Source organism: uncultured Serinicoccus sp., from assembly GCF_947500995.1.
Taxonomy (GTDB): domain Bacteria; phylum Actinomycetota; class Actinomycetes; order Actinomycetales; family Dermatophilaceae; genus Ornithinicoccus.
This window is the reverse complement of record NZ_CANMUA010000003.1, coordinates 201,436-224,404: the sequence shown is the minus strand read 5'-3', so window position 1 is coordinate 224,404 and position 22,969 is coordinate 201,436. Positions and strand designations below refer to the sequence as shown.

The window sequence follows — 22,969 nt, the reverse complement described above, 5'->3', positions numbered from 1 at the left end:
CACACCCCTGTTTCGGGGAGGTCATCGACCTCCGCCCCGTTGCCGGACCGCCTCGTAGACGATGATCGCGGCCGAGGTCGCGACGTTGAGGGAGTTGACGCGACCGGCCATCGGGATGCGCACCCGGTGCGCGGCCCGCTCGAGGACCTGCTCGGTGAGGCCGGTCTTCTCCGTGCCGACGGCGATCGCGACGGGTCCGCGGTAGTCCACGGAGGTGTGCAGCGCGTCGGTGTCGGGGGTGGCCGCGACGAGAGGTATGCCGTGCCCGTCCAGCCAGTCGAGGGTCGCCGCCGTGCCGTCCGCGGCGACGGGCACGGAGAAGGCCGTGCCCTTGGAGGCCCGGACGGTGTTGGGGTTGCCCCAGTCGGTCACCGGGGCCGCCGCGACCACGGCGTCCACCCCGGCGGCGTCGGCGGTCCGCAGCACGGCCCCCAGGTTGCCCGGCTTCTCCACCCCCTCGCAGACGAGCACCAGCGCATCGTCCGGGAGCGTCAGGTCCCGCGGCCGGCGCTGCGTCGTCGGCACGACCGCGAGCACCCCGTCGGGGCCCTCGCGGTAGGCGGCCTTCTCGAAGGCCGCGCGCGAGGCCTCCACCGTCTCGACGGCCAGCTCGTCGACCCGGGCCAGCACGTCGTCGAGCACGCCGTCGGCCATGAGCTCGGGGCAGACCAGGAGCAGCTCGGGGACGACGCCGGCCTCCAGGGCCAGGGCGAGCTCCTCGTGCCCCTCCACGACCGTGCGCCGCTCCGCCTCGCGGGTCCGGCGCCGCCGCAGGCCCACGACCGCCTTGATGCGCGGGTTCGCGGGCGAGGTGATGAGCACGCTCAGACCAGCTCGGCGAGGACCTCGTCGAGGGCGTCGGCCAGACCGTCCTCCTCGACCGCCCCGGTGGTGCGGTCCGCGACCCGGAGCACCTCCTCGGGGGCCTGGCCCATGGCATACCCGACGGCGGCCCAGTGCAGCATCTCCAGGTCGTTGCGCTGGTCGCCGACCGCGACCGTGCGATGCGGCTGCACACCGAGCCGGCGCCGCACGAGCTCCAGCGCCGACGCCTTGGACACGCCCTCGGGCGCGAGGTCCAGCCAGGCGCTGTAGCCCACGGCGTAGGACACCCCGTGCAGCCCGATGCGTTCCACGAGCGCGGTGAAGTCGGCCGAGCTGAGCGTGGGCTCGCGGAAGGTCACCCGCGTCGCGGGCCGGGCGCCCAGCTCCTCGACGGGCACCACCCGCTCCTCGCCCCACAGCTCGCCGGGCGGGAACGGCGTGCTCACCTTGAAGCCGACCCCGATCTCCTCGACCGCGACCAGCGCCGAGGGCAGGTGGGTGTGCACGAGGGCGATGGCCGGCGCCGGGTCGAAGGTCACCATGTCGACGAGCTCGTAGCCCTCGGCCACCTCCGGCGCCGCGCTGATCGTCACCGCCCCGTTGGAGCAGACGGCGGGGCGGCCGGTCGTGCTCAGCCCCAGCTGGTCCATGACCGGCAGGGTCGAGAGCACCGAGCGTCCGGTGGCGATCATCACGGTGACGTGCGGCAGGGCCGCCAGCGCCTGGACCGTCTCCCGCACGCGCGGGGCGAGGTAGCCGTCGTGGTGGACGATGGTGCCGTCCACGTCCAGCGCCACGAGCAGCGGGGACGCGGTGGCGGAGGCGGGGTCGAGCTGGTCGGGGTCGGTCACCCCGCCAGCCTATCCACCCGCCTCCGCCCGACCCCGGCGGAGCCTGGTCAGTCCTTCGACAGCGACATGGCCCGACGCCAGGACAGGCTGCCGGAGGTGTGCAGCAGCGCCCGCTCGTAGAGGCGCGAGCCCAGGGTGATGGTCACCGCGCAGAAGACGAGGGCGAGCGCCAGCGCCAGCACCGGCTCCCAGATCGCCGCGTCCCCCTCGATGATCCGGACCGGCATGACGAAGGTGGAGGCCACCGGCACGAAGGAGAACACCTGCTGCCACGTGCCCTCGAGGTAGAGCCCGATGATGAAGAGCACGACGAGCACCATCGTCAGCGGCATCGTCGTCTGCTGGAGGTCCTCGGTCCGCGAGGCCAGGGCGCCGGCAGCCGCCCAGACGCAAGCCAGGGCGAGGAAGCCCACCAGGAAGAACGGCAGGTACCACAGGATCGCCTGGGTGAGGCCCGGCAGGGCCACGTCGAGGTCGACGACGGTGAGGCCGACCAGGCTGACCGCCGCGATGAGGGCCAGCTGACCGAAGGCCAGCACGGTGTTGCCCAGGACCTTGCCCATGAGCAGCTGGCGGGTGGGGATCTTGGCGGCGAGGATCTCGATGATGCGCGACTGCTTCTCCTCGACCACGCTGTTGGCGATCTGCATCCCGAACATGAGGGCGGCGAAGTAGAAGAGCATGGCGAACGCGAAGCCCAGCACGAAGGCCAGCGGCCCGGTCATGGCGCCGTCGTCGGCCGCCAGGTCGACCTGGGCGAGGTCGCTCCCGGCCGTGAGGTCGGCGACGGTCGTCCCCGCCGCCTCGGCGTTGGCCGCCATGGCGGAGGCGCTGACCGCCTCGCTCAACGCTCCGTCGAGGCTGGTGGGGGCCCCGCCGTCGTGCAGGAGCTCCCAGGCGCCCGGCTCGCCCACCAGGGCGGCGTCCACGTCACCGTCCAGCACGGCGGTCTCGGCCGCCACCCGGTCGGCCACGTCGACCGCGGTGATCGCGGACTCCTCGTCCGCGGCCTGCAGCGACTCCTCGGCCTGCTCGACGACACCGGTGGCCGCCTCGTCGGTGACCGCGACGTCGTAGGACGGCGCGCCCCCGCCGATGAGGGCGGGGAGGAACATCGCCCCGAGCAGCAGCACGAGGGTCAGGGCCGTGCCGACGAGGAAGTTCTTGTCGGTCAGCTTGACCTGGATCTCGCGCGCGGCGACGAGGGTCCAGGGGGCTCGGGTGCTCATGCGGCCACCTCTCGGTAGATCTCGGACAAGGTCGGCCGAATGCGGGAGAACTCCCGCACCCCGCCGCGGGCGACGGCGTCGGTGAGCAGCCGCTCCGCCGACGCCTCGTCCTCGGGCTGGACCAGCGCGCTCGGTCCGTCCAGGTCGATGACCTGGACGCCCGCCGCCCCGCGGACCCACCCGGTGTCACCGGTGGTCACCAGCCGGTAGCGCAGCGGGGCGCTGGCCCGCAGGTCCTCCGAGGTGCCCTGGGCGACGACCCGCCCCGCGTGCAGGACCACGATGGAGTCGCAGAGCCGGTCGACGAGGTCGAGCTGGTGGGAGGAGAAGAGGACCGGGGTGCCGTTCGCGGTGTGCTCGCGCAGCAGCGCGCTCATCTGGTCCACGGCCGAGGGGTCCAGGCCGCTGAACGGCTCGTCGAGCACGAGCATCTTGGGGTCCCCGAGCACCGAGGCGATGATCTGGGCCCGCTGCTGGTTGCCCAGCGAAAGGGTCTCGACCTTGCTCGTGAGCCGTTCCCCGAGCCCGAAGCGGGTCAGCAGCTCCTCGGAGCGCTCCCGGGCGCTGGACTGCGTCATGCCGTGCAGCCGCCCGAGGTAGGTGAGCTGGGCCAGGACCGGCTGCTTGGGGTAGAGCCCGCGCTCCTCGGGCATGTAGCCGAAGCGCACCCGGTCGGCCCGGGTGACCGGCTCGCCGTCCCACCGGACCTCACCGGCGGTCGGGGCCAGGACGCCCATGATCATCCGCATGGTCGTGGTCTTGCCGGCGCCGTTGCCGCCGACGAAGCCCACCATGCGCCCGTCCGGGACGGTGAAGCTCACCTCGTCGACGGCGCGGTGCTCTCCGTAGCTCCGGCTCAGTCCGTGCAGCTCGAGCACGTGTGCCCCCTCTCGTCGTCCCGCGTCCCGGCGGGACACGGCTGGTATGCCGTCACGCTAGTGGGGGCGGGGGCGGCGGGACATCGGTCGTGCCGCCGATCCTCGGCTCCCCCTCAGGACGGAGACGACGAGGTGCCCGGCCGGACCAGCCCGGCCTCGTAGGCGGCGATGACGGCCTGCACCCGGTCCCGGACGAGCAGCTTGGCCAGGACGTTGGAGACGTGGGTCTTCACGGTGGCCTCGCTGACGAAGGCCTCGGCCGCGATCTCGGCGTTGGACAGCCCCCGCGCCATCATCCGCAGCACCTCGCGCTCGCGCTCGGTCAGCTGCGGCAGCGCGGTCTCCGGGTCGCCCGCCGGCCCCGGGCCGGGGCCCCGCGGGCCGCCGGCCATCCGGTCGATGACCCGCATCGTGACCTCCGGGGCCAGCAGCGCGTGACCTTCGGCGGCGGCCCGGACGGCGTCGACGAGGTCGTCCGCCTCGGCGTTCTTGAGCAGGAAACCGCTCGCACCGGCCTCGAGGGCGTCGAAGAGGTAGTCGTCGCGGTCGAAGGTGGTGAGGATGACGACCTTGACGTGCGGGTGCTCGCTGACGATGCGCCGGGTGGCCTCGATGCCGTCGAGCACCGGCATCTGGACGTCCATGAGGACGACGTCCGGGCGGTGCGCGGCCACCGCGGCCAGCGCCTCCCGCCCGTCGGCGGCCTGGCCGACCACCTCGACGTCGGCCTCCGTCGACAGGATCATCGAGAAGCCCTGCAGGAGCAGCGGCTGGTCGTCGACGAGCAGGACCCGCAGCGGGGAGGTGGTCACGACAAGGCCCTCCTCAGGGTGGCCGGGGTGCCGGCCGCGGTGGTGCGGGCGGTGGCCCGGTGCCCGTCCAGCGGCAGCCAGACGCGCACCCGCCAGCCCGGCCCCCCGGTGCGGGGACCGGCCTCCACGCCGCCGCCGAGGTAGTCCGCGCGCTCGCGCATCCCCTGCAGCCCCAGGCCGGTACCGGAGGTGCCGACCCGGGGTGACCCGTCGTCGACGACCTCGACCTCGACCGTCCCCGCGTCCTCGTCGACCCTCACGGTGGCGCGGGCGTGCCGGGCGGTGGAGTGGCGGCGCACGTTGGCCAGCGCCTCCTGCACGATCCGGTAGGCGGACAGCTGCAGCGGCGGGGGCACGCGGCCGGCCGCCCCCGGCGCGGACTCGACCACCTCGCCGGTGACCGCGCAGAGCGGCGTGGTGGCCTGCTCGATGAGCTGCGGCAGGGTCGCGAGCGTGGGCTGCGGTGCCCGGTCGGTGGGCTCCGGCGCGGGCCGGCCGTCCCCGTGGCCGTCCTGGTGGGCGCCGTCCCCGTGGCCGTCGGCGACGCGCAACGTCCCCAGGAGGTCCCGCATCTGCGCCACCCCGTCGCGGGCGGCCCGCTCGATCGCGGTGAGCGAGTCGTGCGCGGCCTCGGGGTCGCGCTCCATGACCCGCCGGGCGGCGGCCGCCTGCACCCCCATGACCGAGACGTGGTGCGCGACGACGTCGTGCAGCTCGCGGGCGATGCGCAGCCGCTCGGCCACGACCGCCTGGTCGGTGAGCCGCTCGGTCTGCGCGCGGATCGTGTCGGCCTGCTCCTCCACCTGGGCGCGGCGCATGGCTCCCCGCCAGGCCACCTGGCCCAGGCCGATCGCGAAGCCGAAGAAGATCGTGTTGCCGAGGATCGAGAAGAGCACCACGGCGAGCACCGTCGGCAGGGGCCCCACCTGCTCGACCTCCGACTCACCCAGGTTGCGGCGGATGTCCTCGATGCCCGAGCCGAGGGCATACGTCCAGGCGAAGAGCAGCACCAGGAGCACGAGCACGACGACCACCGCGCCCGCGAGCGCCCGCCGGTTCCTCGCCCAGGCCATCCCCGAGAAGATGAGCAGGAAGTAGGCCATCTGCGTCGTCAGCTGCGACATCGTCATGGGCATGACCAGGGACATGAGGATCATGTGGGTGCCTGCCGCCAGCGTGACGAAGACCGGCAGGCGCCGCCGCACGACGATGAGGGCGGACAGCGAGACGACCCCGGCGTACTGCCACACCGGCCCGTAGCGCTCGTCCTGCAGGAGCCCGAGCGAGCGGGTCAGCTCCTGCGACACGGTGATCGTCACCAGCGCCACCAGGGCCCACCGCAGGTCGGCCCGCAGCTCCCCGGGCCCGGGGGCGGGACGCTCCCAGACCTCGTCGACCCCGAACCAGCCCTCGACCGCCCGGATCACGGCAGGTCCCGCCCGCGCTCTCGTCTCACCACGGGGACCAGCCTAGGCAGACCCGACGCGGGCGTGCCTCCGCCGCACGGGGGAGATCACGACGGGTCGGGGGCCGGGACTCATCCCCGGGGGGTGAGCGAGGACATGCCCCCGAGGAAGGGACGCAGGGCCTCCGGGACGCGGACGCTGCCGTCGGCCTGCTGGTGGTTCTCCAGGAGCGCGACGATCGGGCGGGTGCTCGTCGCGACCGTGCCGTTGAGGGTCGCCACGGCCCGGGTGCCCGAACCGTGCGGGTCGCGCTCGCGGGTGCCCAGGCGACGCGCCTGGAAGGTCGTGCAGTTCGACGTCGAGGTGAGCTCGCGGTACCTCTCCTGCGTCGGCACCCACGCCTCGCAGTCGAACTTGCGGGCCGCCGGGCCGCCGAGGTCGCCGGCCGCGACGTCGATGATGCGGTAGGGCAGCTCGAGGGCGTCGAGCAGACGCCGCTCGATGCGCAGGAGGTTCTGGTGCTCGGCCTCGGCGTCCTCGACGCGGCAGTAGACGAACATCTCGGTCTTGGTGAACTGGTGCACCCGGAAGATGCCCTTGGTGTCCTTGCCGTAGGACCCGGCCTCGCGGCGGTAGCAGGTGGAGGTCGCGACGTACCGCAGCGGGCCGTCGGCCAGGTCGAGGATCTCGTCGGCGTGCAGCCCGGCCAGCGCGACCTCGGAGGTGCCGATGAGGTAGAGGTCGTCGGCCTCCAGGCGGTAGACCTCGTCGGCGTGGGCGTCGAGGAAGCCCGCGCCGGCCATGGTCTCGGGGCGCACGAGGTTGGGGACGACCGCCGGGACGAAGCCCTCCTCCTGCGCGATCTGCTGGGCCAGGCCCATGAGCGCCTGCTCGAGCCGGGCGCCGTCGCCGAGCAGGTAGTAGAACCGGGCGCCGGCGACCTTGGCGCCCCGGGCCATGTCGATGGCACCGAGCCCCTCCCCGAGCGCGAGGTGGTCGCGGGGCTCGAAGCCCTCGGCCGCGAAGTCGCGGGGGGTGCCGACCTCCTCGAGGGTGACGAAGTCGTCCTCGCCGCCGACCGGTACGCCGTCCATGACGACGTTGCCGATCCGGCGCATCGCCTCGTCGCGGGCGCTCGCCGCCTCCCCGGCCTGCGCGTCCAGCGCCTTGACCCGGGCGGCCAGCTCCTTCACCTCGGCGAGCAGGGCCTGCTTCTCCTCGCCCTGGGCCTGGGCCACCTTCTTGCCGAACGCCTTCTGCTCGGCCCGCGCGGCCTCGAACTGCGCGAGCGCGCTGCGGTGCGCCTCGTCCGCGGAGAGCACCTGGTCGACGACGGACGGGTCCTCGCCACGGGCCTGCTGGCTGGTGCGGACGCGGTCGGGGTCGGTGCGCAGGTCGCGGAGGTCGATCATGCGGCCAAGCCTACTGGCGGGTCGGTAGGGTCACGGCATGGATTCTGCTGGCCGGGCGGCCGTCATCGTCAACCCCACGAAGTTCTCGGACGTGGGTCGCGTGCGCCGGCGGGTGGAGGAGGTATGCCGCCGGCACGGCTGGGAGGAGCCGCTCTGGCTGGAGACCACCGCCGAGGACCCCGGGCCCGGCCAGACGGCCCAGGCCCTGGAGGCGAGAGTGGACGTCGTCTGCCCGCTGGGGGGCGACGGGACGGTCCGGGCCGTCGGGGCCGCGCTGGCGGGTTCGGGGGTACCGGTGGGGCTGCTGCCCGGGGGCACCGGCAACCTGCTCGCCCGCAACCTCGAGCTGCCGGTCGAGTCCCTGGACCGGGCCCTGACGATCGCCCTCACCGGCCGGACGGCCCCCATCGACACCTGCCGGCTCGAGCTCCTCCGGCCCACGACCTCCCAGCTGGAGGCGCGGCTGGAGGACGAGGAGGGCCAGCCCTCCAAGAGCGTCGACATGGACGACGCCGTCGACGACCGGACCAGCCCGGACGTGCGTGAGGAGCACCGCTTCCTCGTCATGGCGGGCCTCGGGTTCGACGCGGAGGTCATGGCTGCCGCGCCGGAGAAGCTCAAGGACCGCGTCGGGTGGCTGGCCTATCTCGTGACCGGGCTGCAGCACCTCAAGGGACCCCAGTTCACCGTCGCTCTGCGGATGCCGGGGAGCGGGCAGGTCCGCCGGCGGGTGCGCTCGGTCATGGTCGGCAACGTGGGCAGGCTGCAGGGCGGGATGGAGCTGCTGCCCGACGCGCTCGCCGACGACGGCACCATGGACGCGGTGCTGCTCTCGCCCGAGGGGGTCGTCGGCTGGGCCGCGACCGTCGCCCAGCTCACCACCCGGCGCCGCATCGGGCACCGGCGGGTCGAGCACTTCCAGAGCCCGGAGGTGCGGATCGTGTCGGACAAGCCGGTGGAGCTGGAGATCGACGGGGACACCATCGGCACCGTGATGGCCATCCGGGTGCAGGTGGACCCCGGCAGCCTGCTGGTGCGCCTGCCCGGGACCGCCGCCTGACCGCCCCTCAGGTCCGCACCGGACGCGTCAGCTGTCCTGGCCGGTGCGGGCGGCGCCCCTCCGCCAGCGGCTCCGGCTCCTCCGCACAGGACGCGCGCTAGGCACACACCGGACACGTCCTCGGCATACACCGGACGCGCGCTCGGCATACACCGAGTCACGGTGGGCGGTTCGGCGCGGCCCCACCACGTGTTTTGTGCCGCCCCACCACGCGTCCTGTGCGGCCCCACCACGCGTCCTGTGCGGCCCCACCACGCGTCCTGTGCGGGAAAGGTCAGGTGTCCTGGCCGGTGCGGGCGGCGTCGAGCGCCTGCCGCTCCTCGGGCGTGAGGACGATCTCGGAGTCGCCGCCGACGATGCCCTTGGCGTAGGTCCGGCTCTCCCCGCGGGCGTGGATCGAGCTGATGACCATGCCGTCCCCCGTGTCGTCGACGACCGCGGCCGAGAAGCTCATCCGGCCCCCCATGTCCCCGAAGGCGTCGTAGCGGACGACCGCCACGTGGCGCAGCGCCTGCGCGAGGTCACCGCGCACGCTCGCCAGCTCCTGCTCGAGCGCCTCGATCCGCCCGCGCTCCGGCGTGGTGGGCGCACCCGCCTCGACGAGCTGGGTCAGCCGCCGGTCGACCACCCGCAGCCGTCGCCAGACGACGGCCGTGACCAGCAGGGCGAGCAGGGCGATCGCGCCGGCGGTCCAGGCGAGCAGCTCGGGGTCCAGGCGTGCAGCGTCCACGCGCTCAGGGTATGCCGTCGCTCCCCGGGGATCCGGCGGGCCGCCGTGGGACCATGCTCGGGGAGGTGAGCCATGGGAGACGGTCGGCGCGAGCCGGGCAGCGTGCAGCGGGGGCCCGACGGGTGGACACCGCCGGTCGGCGACCCTGAGGCCACGGCGGGACGAGTGACGGGCGGCCCGAGGTCGCCCCGGGCGGCCTGGGGGCTCGTGGCGGCGGTCCTCCTCTCCTGGGGTCTGGCCGTCGTCGCCGTGGTGACGGGCCTGGCCCCCGCGCACGCCCCGGACACCCGGCCGCTGGCCACGGCCACGGACCCGCAGGTGGTGCTGGTGGGCATACCGGGGCTCACCTGGGACCTCGTGGACGACGGCACACCGACGCTCCGGTCGCTGGCGCGGACCGGCCGGACCGCGGCGCTGGTCGTCCGCGGACCCGACGAGGTGACCTGCGCCGCCGACGCCTGGCTGACGGTCGGCACCGGCACCCGCACCGACCGCGACGCGCTCGGCTGCGGCCCGGACGCGATGCTGCCGTGGGGCGCTCCGGACTCCCCCGAGCCCGACCTGCACGCCCTCACCGGGCCGGTCGAGGCGGCCGGGGGGTGCGTCGCGACCTACGGCCTGACCGCCACCCCCGACGCGGCCGGCCGGCCGCAGCTGGACACCGCGAGCGCCGGGCTGCTCGCCGGGCCGGCCCTCGACCCCGGGTGCCACGTCCACCTCCTCGCCGGGCCGACCATCCTGGAGGGGGACCGCTCGGACGTGCTGGAGGCCACCGACGCGGCCCTCGCCGACCTCGTCGCGGGGCTCCCGGACCGCAGCACGCTGGTGGTGAGCGGGATGGGGCAGACCGCCGGCCGCCCCGACGCGCAGGTGCTCGTGGTCCACGGTCCGGCGGGAGGCTCGCAGGAGCTCCCGCCACCGGCGCAGCTGAGCTCGGGCTCCACCCGGCAGACCGGGCTCGTGCAGCTGGTGGACCTCACGCCGACCGTCCTCTCCCTGGCGGACGTCCCGCCCGGCCCGTCCGGTGCCGACCTGCCCGGCTCCCCGGCCACCGCCGTGGAGGGCACGGGCGCGGACCCCGCCCGGGAGGCCGCGGACCTGGCGGCGGCGGTCAGCGACGCCAAGAGACTGGCCCCGTGGAGCCTCGGCGCCCTGGCCGTGGTGCTCTTCCCGCTGGTCGGGCTCGCCGGCCTGCTCGGCAGCCGTCGCCTGCTCGTCGGCACCACGGCGACGGTCATGGCGGTGCCCGCCGCCACCTTCCTCGCCGGCCTGGTGCCGTGGTGGCGGGCAGGGCAGCCCTGGCCGGCGCTCACGGCCACCGTCCTCACCGTCGCCGCGCTGGTCGCCGCCCTGGCGGTCTCCCTCGCCCACCGGGCCGGCCCGGTGACCGGACCCGGGCGCCGCAGCCCCCTGCTCCTCCCCGCGCTCGTCGCGGCCGCGACCCTCGTCGTCGTCGGCGTGGACACGATCTGGTCCTCCCGCCTGGGGCTGGTGAGCGTCCTCGGGCTGCAGCCGGTCACGGCGGGCCGGTTCTACGGGCAGGGCAACGTCGGCTTCGGCATGCTGCTGGGCGCGCTGCTCGGCGTCCTGGCCGCCGTCCTCAGCTGGCTCCCGCGCCGCGGCGCGGCCCTGGCCGTGGCCCTGCTGGGCGGGGCGTCGCTGCTGCTCGGCGCGGCTCCGGGTGCGGGCGCCGACTTCGGCAGCGTCCCGGCCACGGCGGTCGTGACCGGCCTGCTGCTGCTCGCCGCGCTGGGCATCCGGTGGACCTGGCGCTCGCTGCTCGTGGTGGCCGGCGGGTCGGTGGTCCTGGCGCTGCTGGCGATGGTGCTCGACTGGCTGCGGGGGCCCGAGCGACGCACCCACCTGGGGGCGTTCGTGCAGTCCGCCCTGGACGGCGAGGCCCTCGGCATCGTCACCCGCAAGCTGGAGCAGAGCCTGGGGATCCTCGTGAGCTACCCCCTGTCCTGGTTGGCGGTCGCCGCCCTCCTCGCCGTGGCCTGGGTCGTCGTCCGCCGGCCGGGGTGGAGCGACCCGCTGTGGCGCGAGCCGGGCGTGACGCCGGTGGCGGGAGCCGCGCTGGCGGGTATGACGGTCGCCTGGGTCCTCAACGACTCCGGCATCGCGGCGGTCGCCCTCTGCCTGACGATGCTCGTGACGGCCGGGATCCTGCTGCTCGCCCCCGAGGGGGAGGCGCAGGCACGCTGAGGGTGCGGCCGAGGAGGGCCCCGGGCGTCAGGCGCACCGCAGGGCGCGCTCGGGACAGAGCCACGGTGTGCCTCAGGCGTCCGGACGACGACGCGCGCGCTCCTCGTAGGCCGCCTTCGCCCGGTCCAGGAGCGGGCGGCCGTGCCGCTGCACCTGCTCGGTGACCTGGCCGGCGGTCCGGCGCGCCAGCGGCACCCCGCGCTCGCGGGCGGTCTGCGCGAGCCTGGCCCCCTGCTCGCGGGCGATCCGGCTGCCCTCGAGCCCGCCCTCGCGGACCTTGTCGGGCACCCCCGAGCGCTCGGCCAGCGCCAGCGAGACGTCCGCCAGCTGACGGGCGCGGTGGGCCTGGGACGACAGGTCGCGCCCGGTGGCCCGGTGGCGCACCTCGCAGGGGATCTCCAGCACCCGACGGCCGGAGCGGATGACGTCGATGGTCAGGCCGACCTCGACGCCCCACCCCCGCGCCAGCGGCATCGCGTCCAGGAGCGCCTCCCGGGTGAGGCAGCGCTGCCCGGAGAGCGGTTGCGTGGGCTCCCAGCCGGTGAGCCGGCGGATGCCGGCGGAGGCGGTCCGCACGACGAGACCCAGCCCGGCGGCACCGGGCTGCGGGGGCAGGACCGCGATCGTCATGTCGGCCTGGCCGACGAGCACCGGCGTGATGATGGGCCCGAGCTCGGCGGCCGACTCCTCGAGGTCGGCGTCCACGAAGAGCACGGGCGCACCGGGGCGCAGCTCCTGCGCCCGGGCCACGCCCGTGGTCATGGCGGCGGCCTTGCCGCGGTTGCGCTCGTGCCGGACCACCTCGACCCGGCCCGACCACTCGGCCACGTGCGCCGTCTGGTCGGTCGACCCGTCGTCGACCACCACGACCGCGCCCACCAGCGGCAGCCGCTGCAGGGCCGCGAGGGTGGCGCCGATCCGGGCCTCCTCGTCCTTGGCGGGCACGACGGCCACGACGAGCTCCTGCGGGACGCCCTCCACCGGCTGCGACGCGCTCATCGGCTCAGCGCAGGGTGACCTGGCGGGAGACCAGGGCGTTCCTGGCCCGGCGCTCGGGCTCGGTGAGCGCCGCCTCCTGGCCGAGGGCGGCGGCATACCGCTCCTGGAGCGCGGTCAGCGCCTCGGCGTGGTCCTCGGCGGCGCTGTCGGCGGGCACCTCCAGGACGGGCACGAGCACCCCGCAGGCCCGGAACGCGCCGATGAGGTCGGTGCCCTCGCCCAGGGTGTGCTCGTGGGCGGCCTGGAGCCGGGCCAGCGCCTGCAGCGCCGTGTCCTCGTCCTCGTCGAGGATCCACCGGATGTAGGACCGCCCCGACATGTGGCACCAGAACGCGGTGGGCACGCCCTCGACGCGGGCCATGGGGACGGCCGACTCGTTCATCTGCTCGAGCGCGGCCGTCATCTCCTCGCTGGCGTCCTCGCCGAGCCAGAAGCCGAAGTCGTCGTGCACCTCGACGGCCAGCTGCTGCCCCTCGACCAGGACGTCCTGCAGCCGCGGGGTGTCGGTGGTCGCCGGGCGCACCGAGTTGACCGAGGTGCCCGGGTCCGCGGCGAGCGCGGTGAGGGCGGCGGCGACGATGTCGCGGGAGGCGTCACCGCTGCTGGTGCGGGACTGGAGGGCGACGAGCACCTCGCCGTTCTCGCGGTGGATCGCCGGCATCGCCGCGGGCAGGACGGTGACCAGGGTGACCTCGTGCTCGCCCGCGGGGACCTCGCGGCCGGAGACCGTCGTGCCCTCGGGGACGGCGAGGGTGACCGGAGCCGAGGCGGCGGGGAGGATCTCCCGCATCGCCACCCACTCGCTCTCGTCCGCGAGACCCTCGAAGGGCCGGGAGACGAAGGGCGCCGGCCGTGCCGACCCCTGCGCCTGCGTGCCGCCCGCCTGCCGCTTCTTGCGTGATGCCTTACCCATAGCGGGCGAGTCTACGTGCGTCGTGAGAGCCTGCCTGCATGCGCGACGACGCCTCCCTGACCTGGCAGCCGGCCGAGGGCCACGGAGCGGGGGTGGTGTATGCCGTGGACGGCCCGCTGGGCAGGGTGCGCCTGGACCGCCCGCGCGCGATCAACGCGCTGGACCGGCCCAGCATCGACTCGCTGCTGCACCAGCTGCGGGCGTGGGCCGACGACGACACCATCGCGGCGGTCGTGCTCGACGGCGCCGGGGAGCGGGGGCTGTGCGCCGGGGGCGACGTCCGCGCGCTGCGGGAGGCGATCCTCGCCGGCCGCGAGCAGGAGGCGCTCGACTACTGGGAGGCGGAGTATGCCGTGGACGCCCTGGTCGCGGCCTACCCCAAGCCCTACGTCGCGTGGATGGACGGCATCGTCATGGGCGGGGGCGTGGGGGTCTCGGCGCACGGGTCGGTGCGGCTGGTGACCGAGCGGACCCAGCTGGCCATGCCGGAGGTCGTCATCGGCTTCTTCCCCGATGTCGCCGGGCTGCACCCGCTCTCGCGCGCCCCCGGCGAGACCGGCACCCACGTCGCGCTGACCGGCGCGCCGGTGGGCGGGGCGGACGCGGTGCTGCTCGGCATGGCCGACGCCGTGGTGCCGAGCAGCACCCAGGAGGAGGTCCTCGCCGCCCTGCGCGAGGACCCCACGCGGGACGCGGCGACCCTGGCCTCCTTCGTCCGGACCCCTGACGCGGCGGGCGACGCCGACCCGGCCGGCGGACGGGCCAGCACCGGCACCACGGACCCGGCCGGGACGTCCCCGTCCTGGCTGCAGCAGCAGCGGCCCTGGATCGACGAGTGCTACGCCGGGGACGACGCCGCGGAGATCCTCCGGCGCCTGCGCGAGCACTCCGAGCCCGCCGCCCGGGAGGCGGGTGAGCTGGTCGGCTCGCGCTCCCCCCACTCGGTGGCGGTGACGCTGGAGGCGCTGCGCCGGGCGGCGTCCCTGACCGTCGAGGAGGTCCTGGCGCAGGACCTGCGGCTGGGCCCGGTCTTCGCGGCCCACCCCGACTTCGCCGAGGGCGTCCGCGCCCAGCTCGTCGACAAGGACCGTCTGCCCCGCTGGCAGCACGCGTCCCTGGCCGACGTCACCCGGGCCGAGGTGCTCGCCGCGTTCGGCACCTGAGCCGGGCGGACGGCGCACCGGCGTCCTCCGGCGTCCTCGGTCGCCGCCGGGCCCGGCCACCGCGGCGCGGGGCACGGCATACCCAGGCCCACCGGATATCGTCGCGCTCGTGCCGCTGCTGACCGACCTGGCCCTGCTCGCCGCGAGCGCCTCCGGCGACGACTCACCGTTGCGCTGGGAGGACCTGGGGCTCTCCCCGGGCATCGACCTGGGCTTCTTCACGCTGCGCTACTACGCGCTGGCCTACCTGCTGGGCATCCTGCTCGGCTACTGGCACTTCGTCCGCATGGCCAAGGCGCCCGGGAGTCCCATCACGCCGCGGCAGGTGGACGACCTCATGATCGGGGTGACCTTCGGCATCATCATCGGCGGCCGCCTCGGCTACGCCACGTTCTACAACCCCTCGCTCTGGACCTCCTGGGAGATCCTGCAGCCGTGGAACGGGGGGATGAGCTTCCACGGCGGCCTCATCGGGGTGCTCGTCGCGATGGCGTGGTTCACCTGGCGCAACCACCTGAGCCCGGTGCGGGTCACCGACTACATCGCGGTCAACGTGCCGATCGGCATGATGCTCGGCCGCATCGCCAACTTCATCAACGGCGAGCTGTGGGGCCGGCCCAGCGACGTCCCGTGGGCCATGGTGTTCCCCGGAGCGGGCGAGCAGCCCCGGCACCCGAGCCAGCTCTACGAGGCGGCGCTCGAGGGGGCGCTGCTCATCCTCGTGCTCTTCTGGCTCTTCTGGCGCACCCGGGCGCGCTGGCGGCCCGGCCTGCTGGCCGGGGTCTTCGCGATCGGGGTCGGCGGCGGGCGGTTCGTCGTGGAGTTCTTCCGGGAGCCGGACGCCCAGCTGACCGAGTTCGCCGAGGCGACCGGTCTCAACATGGGCCAGTGGCTGACGATCCCGCTCGTCCTGGCCGGGGTCGTGCTCGTCGTGCGCGCCCTGCGACGCCCCGAGGTGGAGACGCCGGAGCCGGTCGAGGAGCAGCCGGCTAGCTGACGTCCTCGCCCCGTCGCGCCGCGAGCGCCCGACGGGCCTCCCCGACCTCGTCCCAGGGCACCAGCTCGGTGCCGCGCTCCATGGTCTCCTCCGGGCCCTTCCCGGCCAGCAGGACGGTGTCCTCCGGGGCGGCCTCGCGCACGGCATACCGGATCGCCTCGGTGCGGTCGCCGATCGAGACGAAGTTGTCGCGCCCGGCCTCGCGCGCCCCCCGCTCCATCTCCTCAAGGATCTCCTGCAGCGGGGTGGTGCGGTGGTCCTCCTCGGTGAGCACGACGTGGTCGGCGAGCTGGGTGGCGACCCGGCCGAGCGGGGCTCGCTTGGACGGGTCGCGCGGCCCGCCGGCCGAGCCGAGCACGACCCACAGCCGGCCCCGGGTGGTCACCCGCACCGTCTCCAGCGCCTTCTCCAGGCTCGGCGGGGTGTGGGCGAAGTCGACGATGACCCGCGGGTCGCCGTCGCCGTGCTCCACCATCTCCATCCGCCCGGCGACCCCGGCGAAGGTGGCGAGTCCGGCGACGAGCTCGGCCAGCGGCACGCCGGTGGCCGCGGCGCCGGCCATCGCGGCCAGGGCGTTGGCCACGTTGAAGCGGCCGATCATCGGCAGCCGGGCCGGCACCTCGCCCTGAGGCGCGTGGACGGTGAAGGTGATGGCCTCGGCCCCCTCGACCACGTCGGTGGCGCGCCAGTCGGCCGCGGAGCCCTCGGCGGAGTAGGTCGTCACGCCGTGCCCGTCGGCGGTCGCCATCGGCAGGAGCTGCTCGACCCAGGGGTGGTCGTCGACGTTGAGGACGCTGTGCCGAGCCCGCTGCACGAGGCGGGCCTTGTCGGCGAAGTATTGCTCCATCGTGCCGTGGAAGTCCAGGTGCTCACCGGTGAGGTTGGTCCACACCGCGACGTCGTAGTCGACCCCCCGCACCCGGTCCAGCGCCAGGGCGTGGCTGGAGCTCTCGACCACCGCGTCGCTCGCACCGGCCTCGACGATGTCGCGCAGGATCTGCTGGACCTGCGGGGCCTCGGGGGTGGTGAAGTGCGAGGGCGGCTGGCGCAGCACGCCGTCGGGCAGCTGGTAGCCGATCGTCGAGAGCAGCCCGCTCGCCCGCCCCGCCTCCCGCAGCAGGTGCAGCGCCAGGCAGGAGGTGGTGGTCTTGCCGTCGGTCCCCGTGACGCCGATGACCCGCAGCGCGTCGCTGGGGCGCCCGGCGAGGGCGGTGGCCGCGTCGGCCAGCGCCGGCCGCACCGCCTCGACGCTCAGGTAGGGCACGGGGCAGGTCGCTCCGTCGGGCATCCCCTCGCCGATGACGGCGACCGCGCCGCCGTGCACGGCCCGGTCGATGAAGGTGTGCCCGTCGAAGCGGGCTCCGCGGATGGCCACGAAGGCGTCCCCCGGCCGGATCCAGTCCGCCTGGTGGCTCACCCCGGTGACCCGCACGTCGTCGGCCTCAGGGCCGGGGACGAGGCGGGCCCCCAGGAGGGCGGCGAGGTCGCTCAGCTGCATGGCGACACCCTATGTCCGGAACCGAGGGGACCCGGCGCGCCCGGCGGGCACACGCCGCAGGGACGTCGGCCGCCCTCGCGAACAGGGATGGGGCGAGGACGGCCGACGTCGGGACCGCGCAGGGGAACGCGGTCGTCAGCGCCCGAGGAGCCGGGAGAGCAGGCCACCACCGGAGGGGGCGGTGCCCTCGTGCCCGTCGCACCACTGGCCGGCCGGCACCCCGCGCCGGACCTGGTCGACGTGCTGGCCGCAGCCGGCCCAGGTGGTCCTGCCGCAGGTCCTGCAGGTGACAGCTCGGCACACGGGGGGCTCCTCGGTCGGTCGTCGGACGCCGTCGCGGCGTCCTGACCTCCAGACTACTATACCCCGGGGGGTATAGGTCAACCGCGCACGAGCCACACCGGCTGGTAGGTCGACAGGTAGACCGAGCCGTCGGCGGTGAGGCTCGGCGGGTAGCCGTTGAGGGCGTCCACGGTCCGGTCCACCGACAGGCCCTGCTCCCGCAGCCACCAGCCGGGGACGGAGCGCGGCACGGCCGTGAGGTTGTAGAGCTGCACCATGGTGCCGACCGGGTGGCGGCGGACCACGACGAAGACCGCCGCGTCCGGCGCCGCGACGACCTTCGCGCCGACGCTCGCGTGCAGGTGGGGCAGGGACGCCCGGGTGCGGGCGAGGTGCTGCATGCCCCGCAGCACCCGCCCGGCGGCCGACTCCGGCGCCTCGCGCGCGGCGGCGACCTCCTCCCGGTCCAGCCGGGGCCGGTGGACCCAGCGGTTGTCCGCCGCGTGCTCGGGGACCTGGTCCCACCCGGCGTCGCCCAGGCTCGCGATCTCGTCGCCCGACCAGATGACCGGGATCCCGCCGAAGCCGTAGACGACGGCATACCCCAGCAGGAGCCGGGCCACCGCCTCGTCGACCGCGTGCTCGGCCTCCGTGGCCGCCTCCTCGTCGACGGCGCCGTCCACCAGCTCCAGCGCCCGCTCCAGCCCGCTCAGGCTGGCGGCCGACCCGGAGATGCGGCGGTCGCCGGTGAGCGGGTTGTGCTGGAAGACGAGCCCGGTCGCCCCGGAGCCCGGGAACTCCCCGGAGTAGTAGTCCGACAGGAAGGTCCGGTGACCGTGGCCGTCGACCATCACCGAGCGCGCGTCGTCGTCGTCGATGGCCCAGCCGATGTCGTCGTGGCAGCGCAGGTAGGTGATCCAGGCCGTCGTGGACGGGACGGCAGGGAAGCGCCCGAGGGCGTGGGTGGCCAGCCGCGCGTCGCCGCTGGCGAGCATCGACCAGATCTGCACCATGAGGCTGTTGTGGTAGGCGAGGTCGGAGACCTTGCCGTGGTGCTGACCCCGGCCGAGGTAGTGCACCACCTCGTTGGGGCCGACGATCGCCTCGGCCTTGAAGACCAGCGCCGGAGCGGCCATCCGGGCCAGCGCCCGCAGCGCCTGCGTGAGCTGGTGCACCTCGGGCTCGTTCTGGCACTGGGTGCCCATGCGCTTCCAGATGAACGCGATCGCGTCCAGCCGCAGGACCTCCACGCCCTGGTTGGCGAGGAAGAGGATGACATCGGCCAGCTCGGCGAAGACGTCGGGGTTGTCCCACGCCAGGTCCCACTGGTAGTCGTTGAAGGTCGTCCAGACCCACCCCTGCAGCTCCTCGTCCCAGGTGAAGTTGCCGGGGGCGAAGTCCGGGAAGACCTCCAGCAGGGTGCGCTCGTAGGCGTCGGGCACCTCGCGGTCGGGGTAGACGTGGAAGTACCGGCGGTAGCGCTCGTCACCCTCGCGCGCGGCCAGGGCCCAGGCGTGCTCGCGGGCGACGTGGTTGAGCACCAGGTCGAGGCACACGCTGATGCCCCGCTCGCGCAGGCTCGCGGTGAGGGACCGCAGGTCGTCCATCGACCCCAGGTCCTCGCGCACCGAGCGGTAGTCGGCGACGGCATACCCTCCGTCGTTGGGCGCCGGGCGCGGTTGCAGCAGCGGCATGAGGTGCAGGTAGCGCACGCCCAGACCGGTGAGGTGGTCGGCCAGCCGGGCGAGCGCGGTGAGCGTGCCCTCCTCGGTGAGCCGCTCGGCGTAGCCGGCGTAGCCCACGACGTCCGGGCGCTGGAACCAGTCCGGCTCCAGGGACCGTCGCTGGTCCAGCAGGTGCAGATCCTCGTCGCGGTCGCGGTATGCCGTCGCCGCCAGCTCGAGCACCCGCGCGGCCACGGCGGGCGGGTCCGGGTAGGGCGCGAGCCCGGCGACGAGGTCGTCCCACCAGCGGGCCACGCGCAGGGCGAAGGTGGTGCGGCGATGCTCGGGCAGCGGGGCCAGGACGGCCTCGGTGCGGGCGCGGGCCTCCGGGGGAAGTGCCACGGGCCAGGGGAGTTCACGTGTCACGGTCACATCCAATCATCGGACGCGACGAGCGGGCGGGAGCTCCACCGGGGATCTCCCGCCCGCTCGACGTCGAGCCAGGCGCGGACGCGGTCAGCCCTTGACCGCGCCGCTCGTCATGCCGCGCACCAGGAAGTTCTGGAGCGCGAAGAAGACGATCATCGGCAGCACCATCGAGATGAACGCCCCCGCGGTCAGCAGCTCGGCGCCCTGACCCTGGGTGCCCAGCAGCTGCTGGAGCTTGACGATCACCGTGGTGTTGTCGTTGCTGAGGAACAGCTTGGCGATGAGCAGGTCGTTCCACACCCAGAGGAACTGCAGGGTGGCGAACGCCGCCATCGCCGGCATCGCCATCGGCGCCACGAGCTTCCAGAAGATCTGGAAGTTGGAGCAGCCGTCGATCCGGGCCGACTCCACCACGCTGTAGGGCAGCGTGGACATGTAGTTGCGCAGCACGTAGATGCACAACGGCATGCCGAAGCCGGTGTGCAGCAGCCACACCGCGAGGTACTGACCCGAGATGCCCAGACCGTTGGGGCCGAAGAGGTTGAGCAACGGCTGGAAGGCCACGTGGATCGGGACCACCATCACCGCGACGATGACGATGAACAGCGTCTCCTTGAACCGGAACTGGAGGAAGGTGAACGCGTAGGCGGCGAAGGCGGCGAACATGATGGGGATGACCGTCGCCGGCACCGCCACCACGATGCCGTTGAGGAAGGCGTTGCCCATGTCCGCCCGCTCGAAGACCTCGGTGTAGTTGCCGAGAGTCCACGAGGTGCCGAACGGGTTGATGATCGCCGACCACCAACCGCTGGTCAGCGCGTCGTCCCGGCTGCGGAAGCTGGTGACGAGCAGGCCCAGGGTCGGCAGCGTCCACAGCAGCGCCAGCAGCAGCATGGTCACCATCGAGACGGGACTGCGCTGGCGCCCGTCCTTGAGCCGTCCGGCGTTCATCGCATGGCCTCCTGCTTACGGAAGTCCCTGACCTGGTAGATCAGGATGGGGATGATGGCGACGAGCAGGACGACGATGAGGGCCGTCGCCCGTCCGGCGTCGCGGTTGGTGAACATCTCCCGGAAGAACATGTTGGCGATGACATCGGTGTTGTTGCGCCCGTTGGTGAGCACGTAGACGATGTCGAAGACCTTCATCACCAGGATGAGCACGGTGATGAAGACGGTGACGATGGTGCCCCAGATCTGCGGGATGATGACCTGCCAGAAGATCTGCCACTCCGACGCGCCGTCGATCCGGGCCGCCTCGAGGGTGTCCTCGGGGACACCCTTGATCGCCGAGCTGAGCAGGACCATCGCGAAGCCGGTCTGCAGCCAGATGAGGATGACCATGAGCAGGATGCTGTTGAGCCGGGCGGTGTCGATGTCCAGCCAGCTGGCCGGGTCCTGACCGAACCAGTTGACCCAGATGGCGTTCAGCGCCGCGGTCTGCGGCTCGCCCGGGGGCCGGTAGCCGTAGACCGTCGTCAGCCAGATCGCCGAGGCGGCCACGAAGCTGATGGCCATCGGCATGAAGATGAAGCTCTTGGACCACTTCTCGCTCGCGGACGACAGCTTGTCGGCCAGCACCGCGACGACGACGCCCAGCGACACCGTGATCGCCGGGACGATGGCGATCCACAGCAGGTTGTTGAACATCGCCGACCAGAAGTCGCCGCTGGCGAACAGGCTGCTGAAGTTGGCCCACAGCGGGTCGACGTAGGCCGTGGAGCTCCGGTTGGCGAAGCTGTAGTGGATCGTCTGCACCGTCGGGAACAGCAGCATCAACCCGATGAGGGAGAAGCCCGGCAGCAGGAAGGCGTACGGCATGACGCCGTGCTCCAGCCGTCGGGGCAGCGCCTCGATCGCCATGTTGAGGAACCAGAAGAGGACGGCCGCACCGCCGACGCCCACGACGAGGCCGAGGGCGCCCATGAGCAGCTTGCTGTCGAAGAACCACTGGGGGTACCACGCGAAGGCGAGGAAGAGGTTGCCGATCAGCCAGACCGAGACCGCGATGCCGAGCACCCCGATGACGAGCTTGCCCGGCTGGAGCCCGGCGTCGGAGGGTCCGACGTTGCCTGCCCCGCCCGGGCCGTCGTCCGCGGGCGCCTGTGGTACCTCCTCCCCGACGGGAGGGGTCGATGATGTCGTGCTCACTGGTCCTCGCCCTCCTCACTTGCGTCGGCCGACTCGGGCCAGCCCGCCTCGATGTCGTCCGCGACCTCCTGGGCGGTCTTGGACCCGCTCTGGAACTCGACCATGCCGGTCCAGAACGAGCCCGAACCCACCTCGCGGGGCATGACGTCGGAGCCGTCGTAGCGGAAGACGTCCGAGGTGTAGCCGAACTCGGCGATCTGCCGGGTCACCTCGTCGGGGTAGAGGCTCGTGTCGAAGCTGGTGTGGGGGCTGAGCCACCCACCGGCCTCGGCCCACGGGCCGCCGAACTCGTCGGAGGAGAGGAACTCCATCACCGCGGCCACGTCGGTGTCGTAGGTGAAGGCGGCGGCCAGGTCGCCACCACCGAGGATGGGCTGGCCGTCGAAGCCGTCCGCCGCGGGCGGGAAGACGAAGATGCCGACCTCCTCGTCGAGGTTCTCCTGGACGTCCTCGGGGAAGAACGTGGTGGCGAAGTTGCCCTGCCGCATGAGGTAGCAGCCGGGGTCAGCGTTGAAGGCGGGGTTCATCGCCTCGGCGAACGGGGTGTTGAGGATGCCCCGGGAGCCGCCGAGGACGTTGCCCTCCTCGTTGGCGAGGTCGCCGTAGGTCTCGATCGCCTCGACGACCCGCTCGTCGTTGAAGGGGATGCGGTGGTAGATCCAGTCGTCGTAGACGTCCGGGCCGTGCAGGCGGAGCATGTACTCCTCCACCCAGTCGGTGCCGACCCACCCGGTGGCCTGGTCGGACTGCCACCCGATGCACCAGGGCGGCGTGTCGGCGTCGGTCCGGATCTGGTCGGCGACCTCGTCGAGCTCGTCGAGGTTGGCCGGCTCGGTGTTCCAGCCGCCCTCCTCGTAGGGGCCCTTGGGGTACCAGACGATCGACTTGACCGCCATGCGCATCGGCGCGGCGTAGACACGGCCGTCGAAGCGGGCCGAGTCCAGGAAGCCGTTGACCAGGGTGCGGTCGATCTCGTCGTAGTCGAGCATGGAGTCGATCGGGACCAGCTCTCCGCGCTCGGCGAGGCTGAGCACACCACCGGGCTGCGGGAAGAGCCCGATGTCCGGCTTGTCGCCGGCGTCCACCCGCACCTGGATGGTGTTGGTGAAGTCTTGGTCCGAGACGTAGTCGATGGTGATGCCGGTCTCGTCCTGGAACTCCTGGAGGGAGGCGTTGAACAGCTCCTCCTCGGCTCCACCGAAGGCACCCAGGATGCTGACGCTCCCGTCGCCCTCCTCGGGCTCGGCGCCGACCGCTCCTACTGCTCCCCCCGACCCGGCATCAGGATTCTGCAGACAGCCCGCCAGGGTCAGCCCGAGCGCTGCCGCGAGCGCCGGGACCGTGGCACGTCGCCACCTCGTAGTCGCCACCATTGGCTCCTCTCTCCATCCGCGCCCACGGCCACCGCCTCACGGAACAGGGGTGCATCACATGAGCGACTCTCTCGGAACCTAGCGCAGACCCGG

At 73.5% G+C, this 22,969-nt stretch carries 20 protein-coding genes; 4 read left to right on the top strand and 16 right to left on the bottom strand.

The window, feature by feature from the left end; genetic code table 11:
* Window positions 1-21: 21 nt before the first annotated feature.
* From Q0967_RS06220 to serS, 7 genes are all read right to left on the bottom strand, one after another.
* Window positions 22-822, bottom strand: a complete 801-nt coding sequence (locus Q0967_RS06220; protein ID WP_298748538.1) for an RNA methyltransferase — start codon at window positions 820-822, stop codon at window positions 22-24.
* A 2-nt stretch (window positions 823-824) separates the two neighbouring features.
* Window positions 825-1,676, bottom strand: a complete 852-nt coding sequence (locus Q0967_RS06215) for an HAD family hydrolase (protein WP_298748540.1) — start codon at window positions 1,674-1,676, stop codon at window positions 825-827.
* A gap of 47 nt (window positions 1,677-1,723) precedes the next feature.
* Window positions 1,724-2,905: an ABC transporter permease gene (locus Q0967_RS06210; RefSeq protein ID WP_298748542.1), complete on the bottom strand. Its 1,182-nt coding sequence runs from the start codon at window positions 2,903-2,905 to the stop codon at window positions 1,724-1,726.
* Window positions 2,902-3,783: an ABC transporter ATP-binding protein gene (locus Q0967_RS06205; protein ID WP_298748544.1), complete on the bottom strand. Its 882-nt coding sequence runs from the start codon at window positions 3,781-3,783 to the stop codon at window positions 2,902-2,904. Before Q0967_RS06205 ends, Q0967_RS06210 begins: the two co-directional genes overlap by 4 nt.
* 113 nt (window positions 3,784-3,896) lie before the next feature.
* Window positions 3,897-4,595 carry a response regulator transcription factor gene (locus tag Q0967_RS06200; protein ID WP_298748545.1) on the bottom strand — a complete coding sequence of 233 codons (699 nt, stop codon included), beginning with the start codon at window positions 4,593-4,595 and terminating at the stop codon, window positions 3,897-3,899.
* Window positions 4,592-6,022, bottom strand: a complete 1,431-nt coding sequence (locus tag Q0967_RS06195) for a sensor histidine kinase (protein WP_298748547.1) — start codon at window positions 6,020-6,022, stop codon at window positions 4,592-4,594. Before Q0967_RS06195 ends, Q0967_RS06200 begins: the two co-directional genes overlap by 4 nt.
* Window positions 6,023-6,132: 110 nt before the next feature.
* Window positions 6,133-7,413, bottom strand: a complete 1,281-nt coding sequence (gene serS, locus Q0967_RS06190; protein ID WP_298748549.1) for a serine--tRNA ligase — start codon at window positions 7,411-7,413, stop codon at window positions 6,133-6,135.
* Between the two features lie 37 nt (window positions 7,414-7,450).
* Between serS and Q0967_RS06185 the strand changes: the two genes are divergently transcribed.
* Entirely contained in the window at window positions 7,451-8,473 is a 1,023-nt protein-coding gene (locus Q0967_RS06185; protein ID WP_298748551.1) for a diacylglycerol kinase family protein, read from the top strand.
* Window positions 8,474-8,747: 274 nt separating this feature from the next.
* Here the strand turns inward: Q0967_RS06185 and Q0967_RS06180 are convergent, their stop codons facing one another.
* Window positions 8,748-9,203 carry a DUF4446 family protein gene (locus Q0967_RS06180; protein WP_058892269.1) on the bottom strand — a complete coding sequence of 152 codons (456 nt, stop codon included), beginning with the start codon at window positions 9,201-9,203 and terminating at the stop codon, window positions 8,748-8,750.
* Between the two features lie 72 nt (window positions 9,204-9,275).
* Here Q0967_RS06180 and Q0967_RS06175 point away from each other — a divergent pair, with 72 nt between their 5' ends.
* Window positions 9,276-11,408: a hypothetical protein gene (locus Q0967_RS06175; RefSeq protein WP_298748556.1), complete on the top strand. Its 2,133-nt coding sequence runs from the start codon at window positions 9,276-9,278 to the stop codon at window positions 11,406-11,408.
* Between the two features lie 72 nt (window positions 11,409-11,480).
* On the opposite strand, the gene Q0967_RS06170 is transcribed toward Q0967_RS06175, so the two are convergent.
* A complete protein-coding gene (locus Q0967_RS06170) occupies window positions 11,481-12,407 on the bottom strand; it encodes a glycosyltransferase (RefSeq protein ID WP_298748558.1) in 927 nt (308 codons plus the stop codon).
* A gap of 4 nt (window positions 12,408-12,411) precedes the next feature.
* Complete coding sequence (locus Q0967_RS06165) at window positions 12,412-13,320, bottom strand: DUF5926 family protein (RefSeq protein WP_299449512.1); 909 nt, start codon at window positions 13,318-13,320, stop codon at window positions 12,412-12,414.
* Between the two features lie 38 nt (window positions 13,321-13,358).
* Here Q0967_RS06165 and Q0967_RS06160 point away from each other — a divergent pair, with 38 nt between their 5' ends.
* Together Q0967_RS06160 and lgt are read left to right on the top strand one after the other, a co-directional pair.
* The gene (locus Q0967_RS06160) at window positions 13,359-14,483 is read left to right on the top strand and encodes an enoyl-CoA hydratase/isomerase family protein (protein ID WP_298748561.1); all 1,125 of its coding nucleotides are present in this window, start codon (window positions 13,359-13,361) and stop codon (window positions 14,481-14,483) included.
* Window positions 14,484-14,592: 109 nt separating this feature from the next.
* A complete protein-coding gene (gene lgt / locus Q0967_RS06155) occupies window positions 14,593-15,480 on the top strand; it encodes a prolipoprotein diacylglyceryl transferase (protein ID WP_298748563.1) in 888 nt (295 codons plus the stop codon).
* On the opposite strand, the gene Q0967_RS06150 is transcribed toward lgt, so the two are convergent.
* The 6 genes from Q0967_RS06150 to Q0967_RS06125 form a co-directional block, all read right to left on the bottom strand.
* Window positions 15,473-16,978 carry a UDP-N-acetylmuramoyl-L-alanyl-D-glutamate--2,6-diaminopimelate ligase gene (locus Q0967_RS06150; RefSeq protein ID WP_298748565.1) on the bottom strand — a complete coding sequence of 502 codons (1,506 nt, stop codon included), beginning with the start codon at window positions 16,976-16,978 and terminating at the stop codon, window positions 15,473-15,475. The genes lgt and Q0967_RS06150 overlap by 8 nt on opposite strands.
* 135 nt (window positions 16,979-17,113) lie before the next feature.
* Entirely contained in the window at window positions 17,114-17,281 is a 168-nt protein-coding gene (locus Q0967_RS06145; protein ID WP_298748567.1) for a hypothetical protein, read from the bottom strand.
* A 77-nt stretch (window positions 17,282-17,358) separates the two neighbouring features.
* The gene (locus Q0967_RS06140; protein ID WP_299449511.1) at window positions 17,359-19,350 is read right to left on the bottom strand and encodes an alpha-amylase family protein; all 1,992 of its coding nucleotides are present in this window, start codon (window positions 19,348-19,350) and stop codon (window positions 17,359-17,361) included.
* A 90-nt stretch (window positions 19,351-19,440) separates the two neighbouring features.
* Window positions 19,441-20,304 (bottom strand): carbohydrate ABC transporter permease, encoded by an 864-nt coding sequence (locus tag Q0967_RS06135; RefSeq protein ID WP_298748571.1) that lies wholly within the window; start codon window positions 20,302-20,304, stop codon window positions 19,441-19,443.
* Complete coding sequence (locus tag Q0967_RS06130; protein ID WP_298748572.1) at window positions 20,301-21,503, bottom strand: carbohydrate ABC transporter permease; 1,203 nt, start codon at window positions 21,501-21,503, stop codon at window positions 20,301-20,303. Before Q0967_RS06130 ends, Q0967_RS06135 begins: the two co-directional genes overlap by 4 nt.
* Window positions 21,500-22,876 carry an ABC transporter substrate-binding protein gene (locus Q0967_RS06125; protein WP_298748574.1) on the bottom strand — a complete coding sequence of 459 codons (1,377 nt, stop codon included), beginning with the start codon at window positions 22,874-22,876 and terminating at the stop codon, window positions 21,500-21,502. Before Q0967_RS06125 ends, Q0967_RS06130 begins: the two co-directional genes overlap by 4 nt.
* Window positions 22,877-22,969 lie beyond the last annotated feature (93 nt).

Bases quoted from the DNA above. Each gene is read 5' to 3' on its own strand.
- Q0967_RS06170 (WP_298748558.1), bottom strand. From the start codon at position 12,407: ATGAGCGCGTCGCAGCCGGTGGAGGGCGTCCCGCAGGAGCTCGTCGTG.
- Q0967_RS06125 (WP_298748574.1), bottom strand. From the start codon at position 22,876: ATGGTGGCGACTACGAGGTGGCGACGTGCCACGGTCCCGGCGCTCGCG.
- serS (WP_298748549.1), bottom strand. From the start codon at position 7,413: ATGATCGACCTCCGCGACCTGCGCACCGACCCCGACCGCGTCCGCACC.
- Q0967_RS06150 (WP_298748565.1), bottom strand. From the start codon at position 16,978: ATGCAGCTGAGCGACCTCGCCGCCCTCCTGGGGGCCCGCCTCGTCCCC.
- Q0967_RS06175 (WP_298748556.1), top strand. From the start codon at position 9,276: ATGGGAGACGGTCGGCGCGAGCCGGGCAGCGTGCAGCGGGGGCCCGAC.
- Q0967_RS06135 (WP_298748571.1), bottom strand. From the start codon at position 20,304: ATGAACGCCGGACGGCTCAAGGACGGGCGCCAGCGCAGTCCCGTCTCG.
- Q0967_RS06165 (WP_299449512.1), bottom strand. From the start codon at position 13,320: ATGGGTAAGGCATCACGCAAGAAGCGGCAGGCGGGCGGCACGCAGGCG.
- Q0967_RS06160 (WP_298748561.1), top strand. From the start codon at position 13,359: ATGCGCGACGACGCCTCCCTGACCTGGCAGCCGGCCGAGGGCCACGGA.
- Q0967_RS06185 (WP_298748551.1), top strand. From the start codon at position 7,451: ATGGATTCTGCTGGCCGGGCGGCCGTCATCGTCAACCCCACGAAGTTC.
- Q0967_RS06210 (WP_298748542.1), bottom strand. From the start codon at position 2,905: ATGAGCACCCGAGCCCCCTGGACCCTCGTCGCCGCGCGCGAGATCCAG.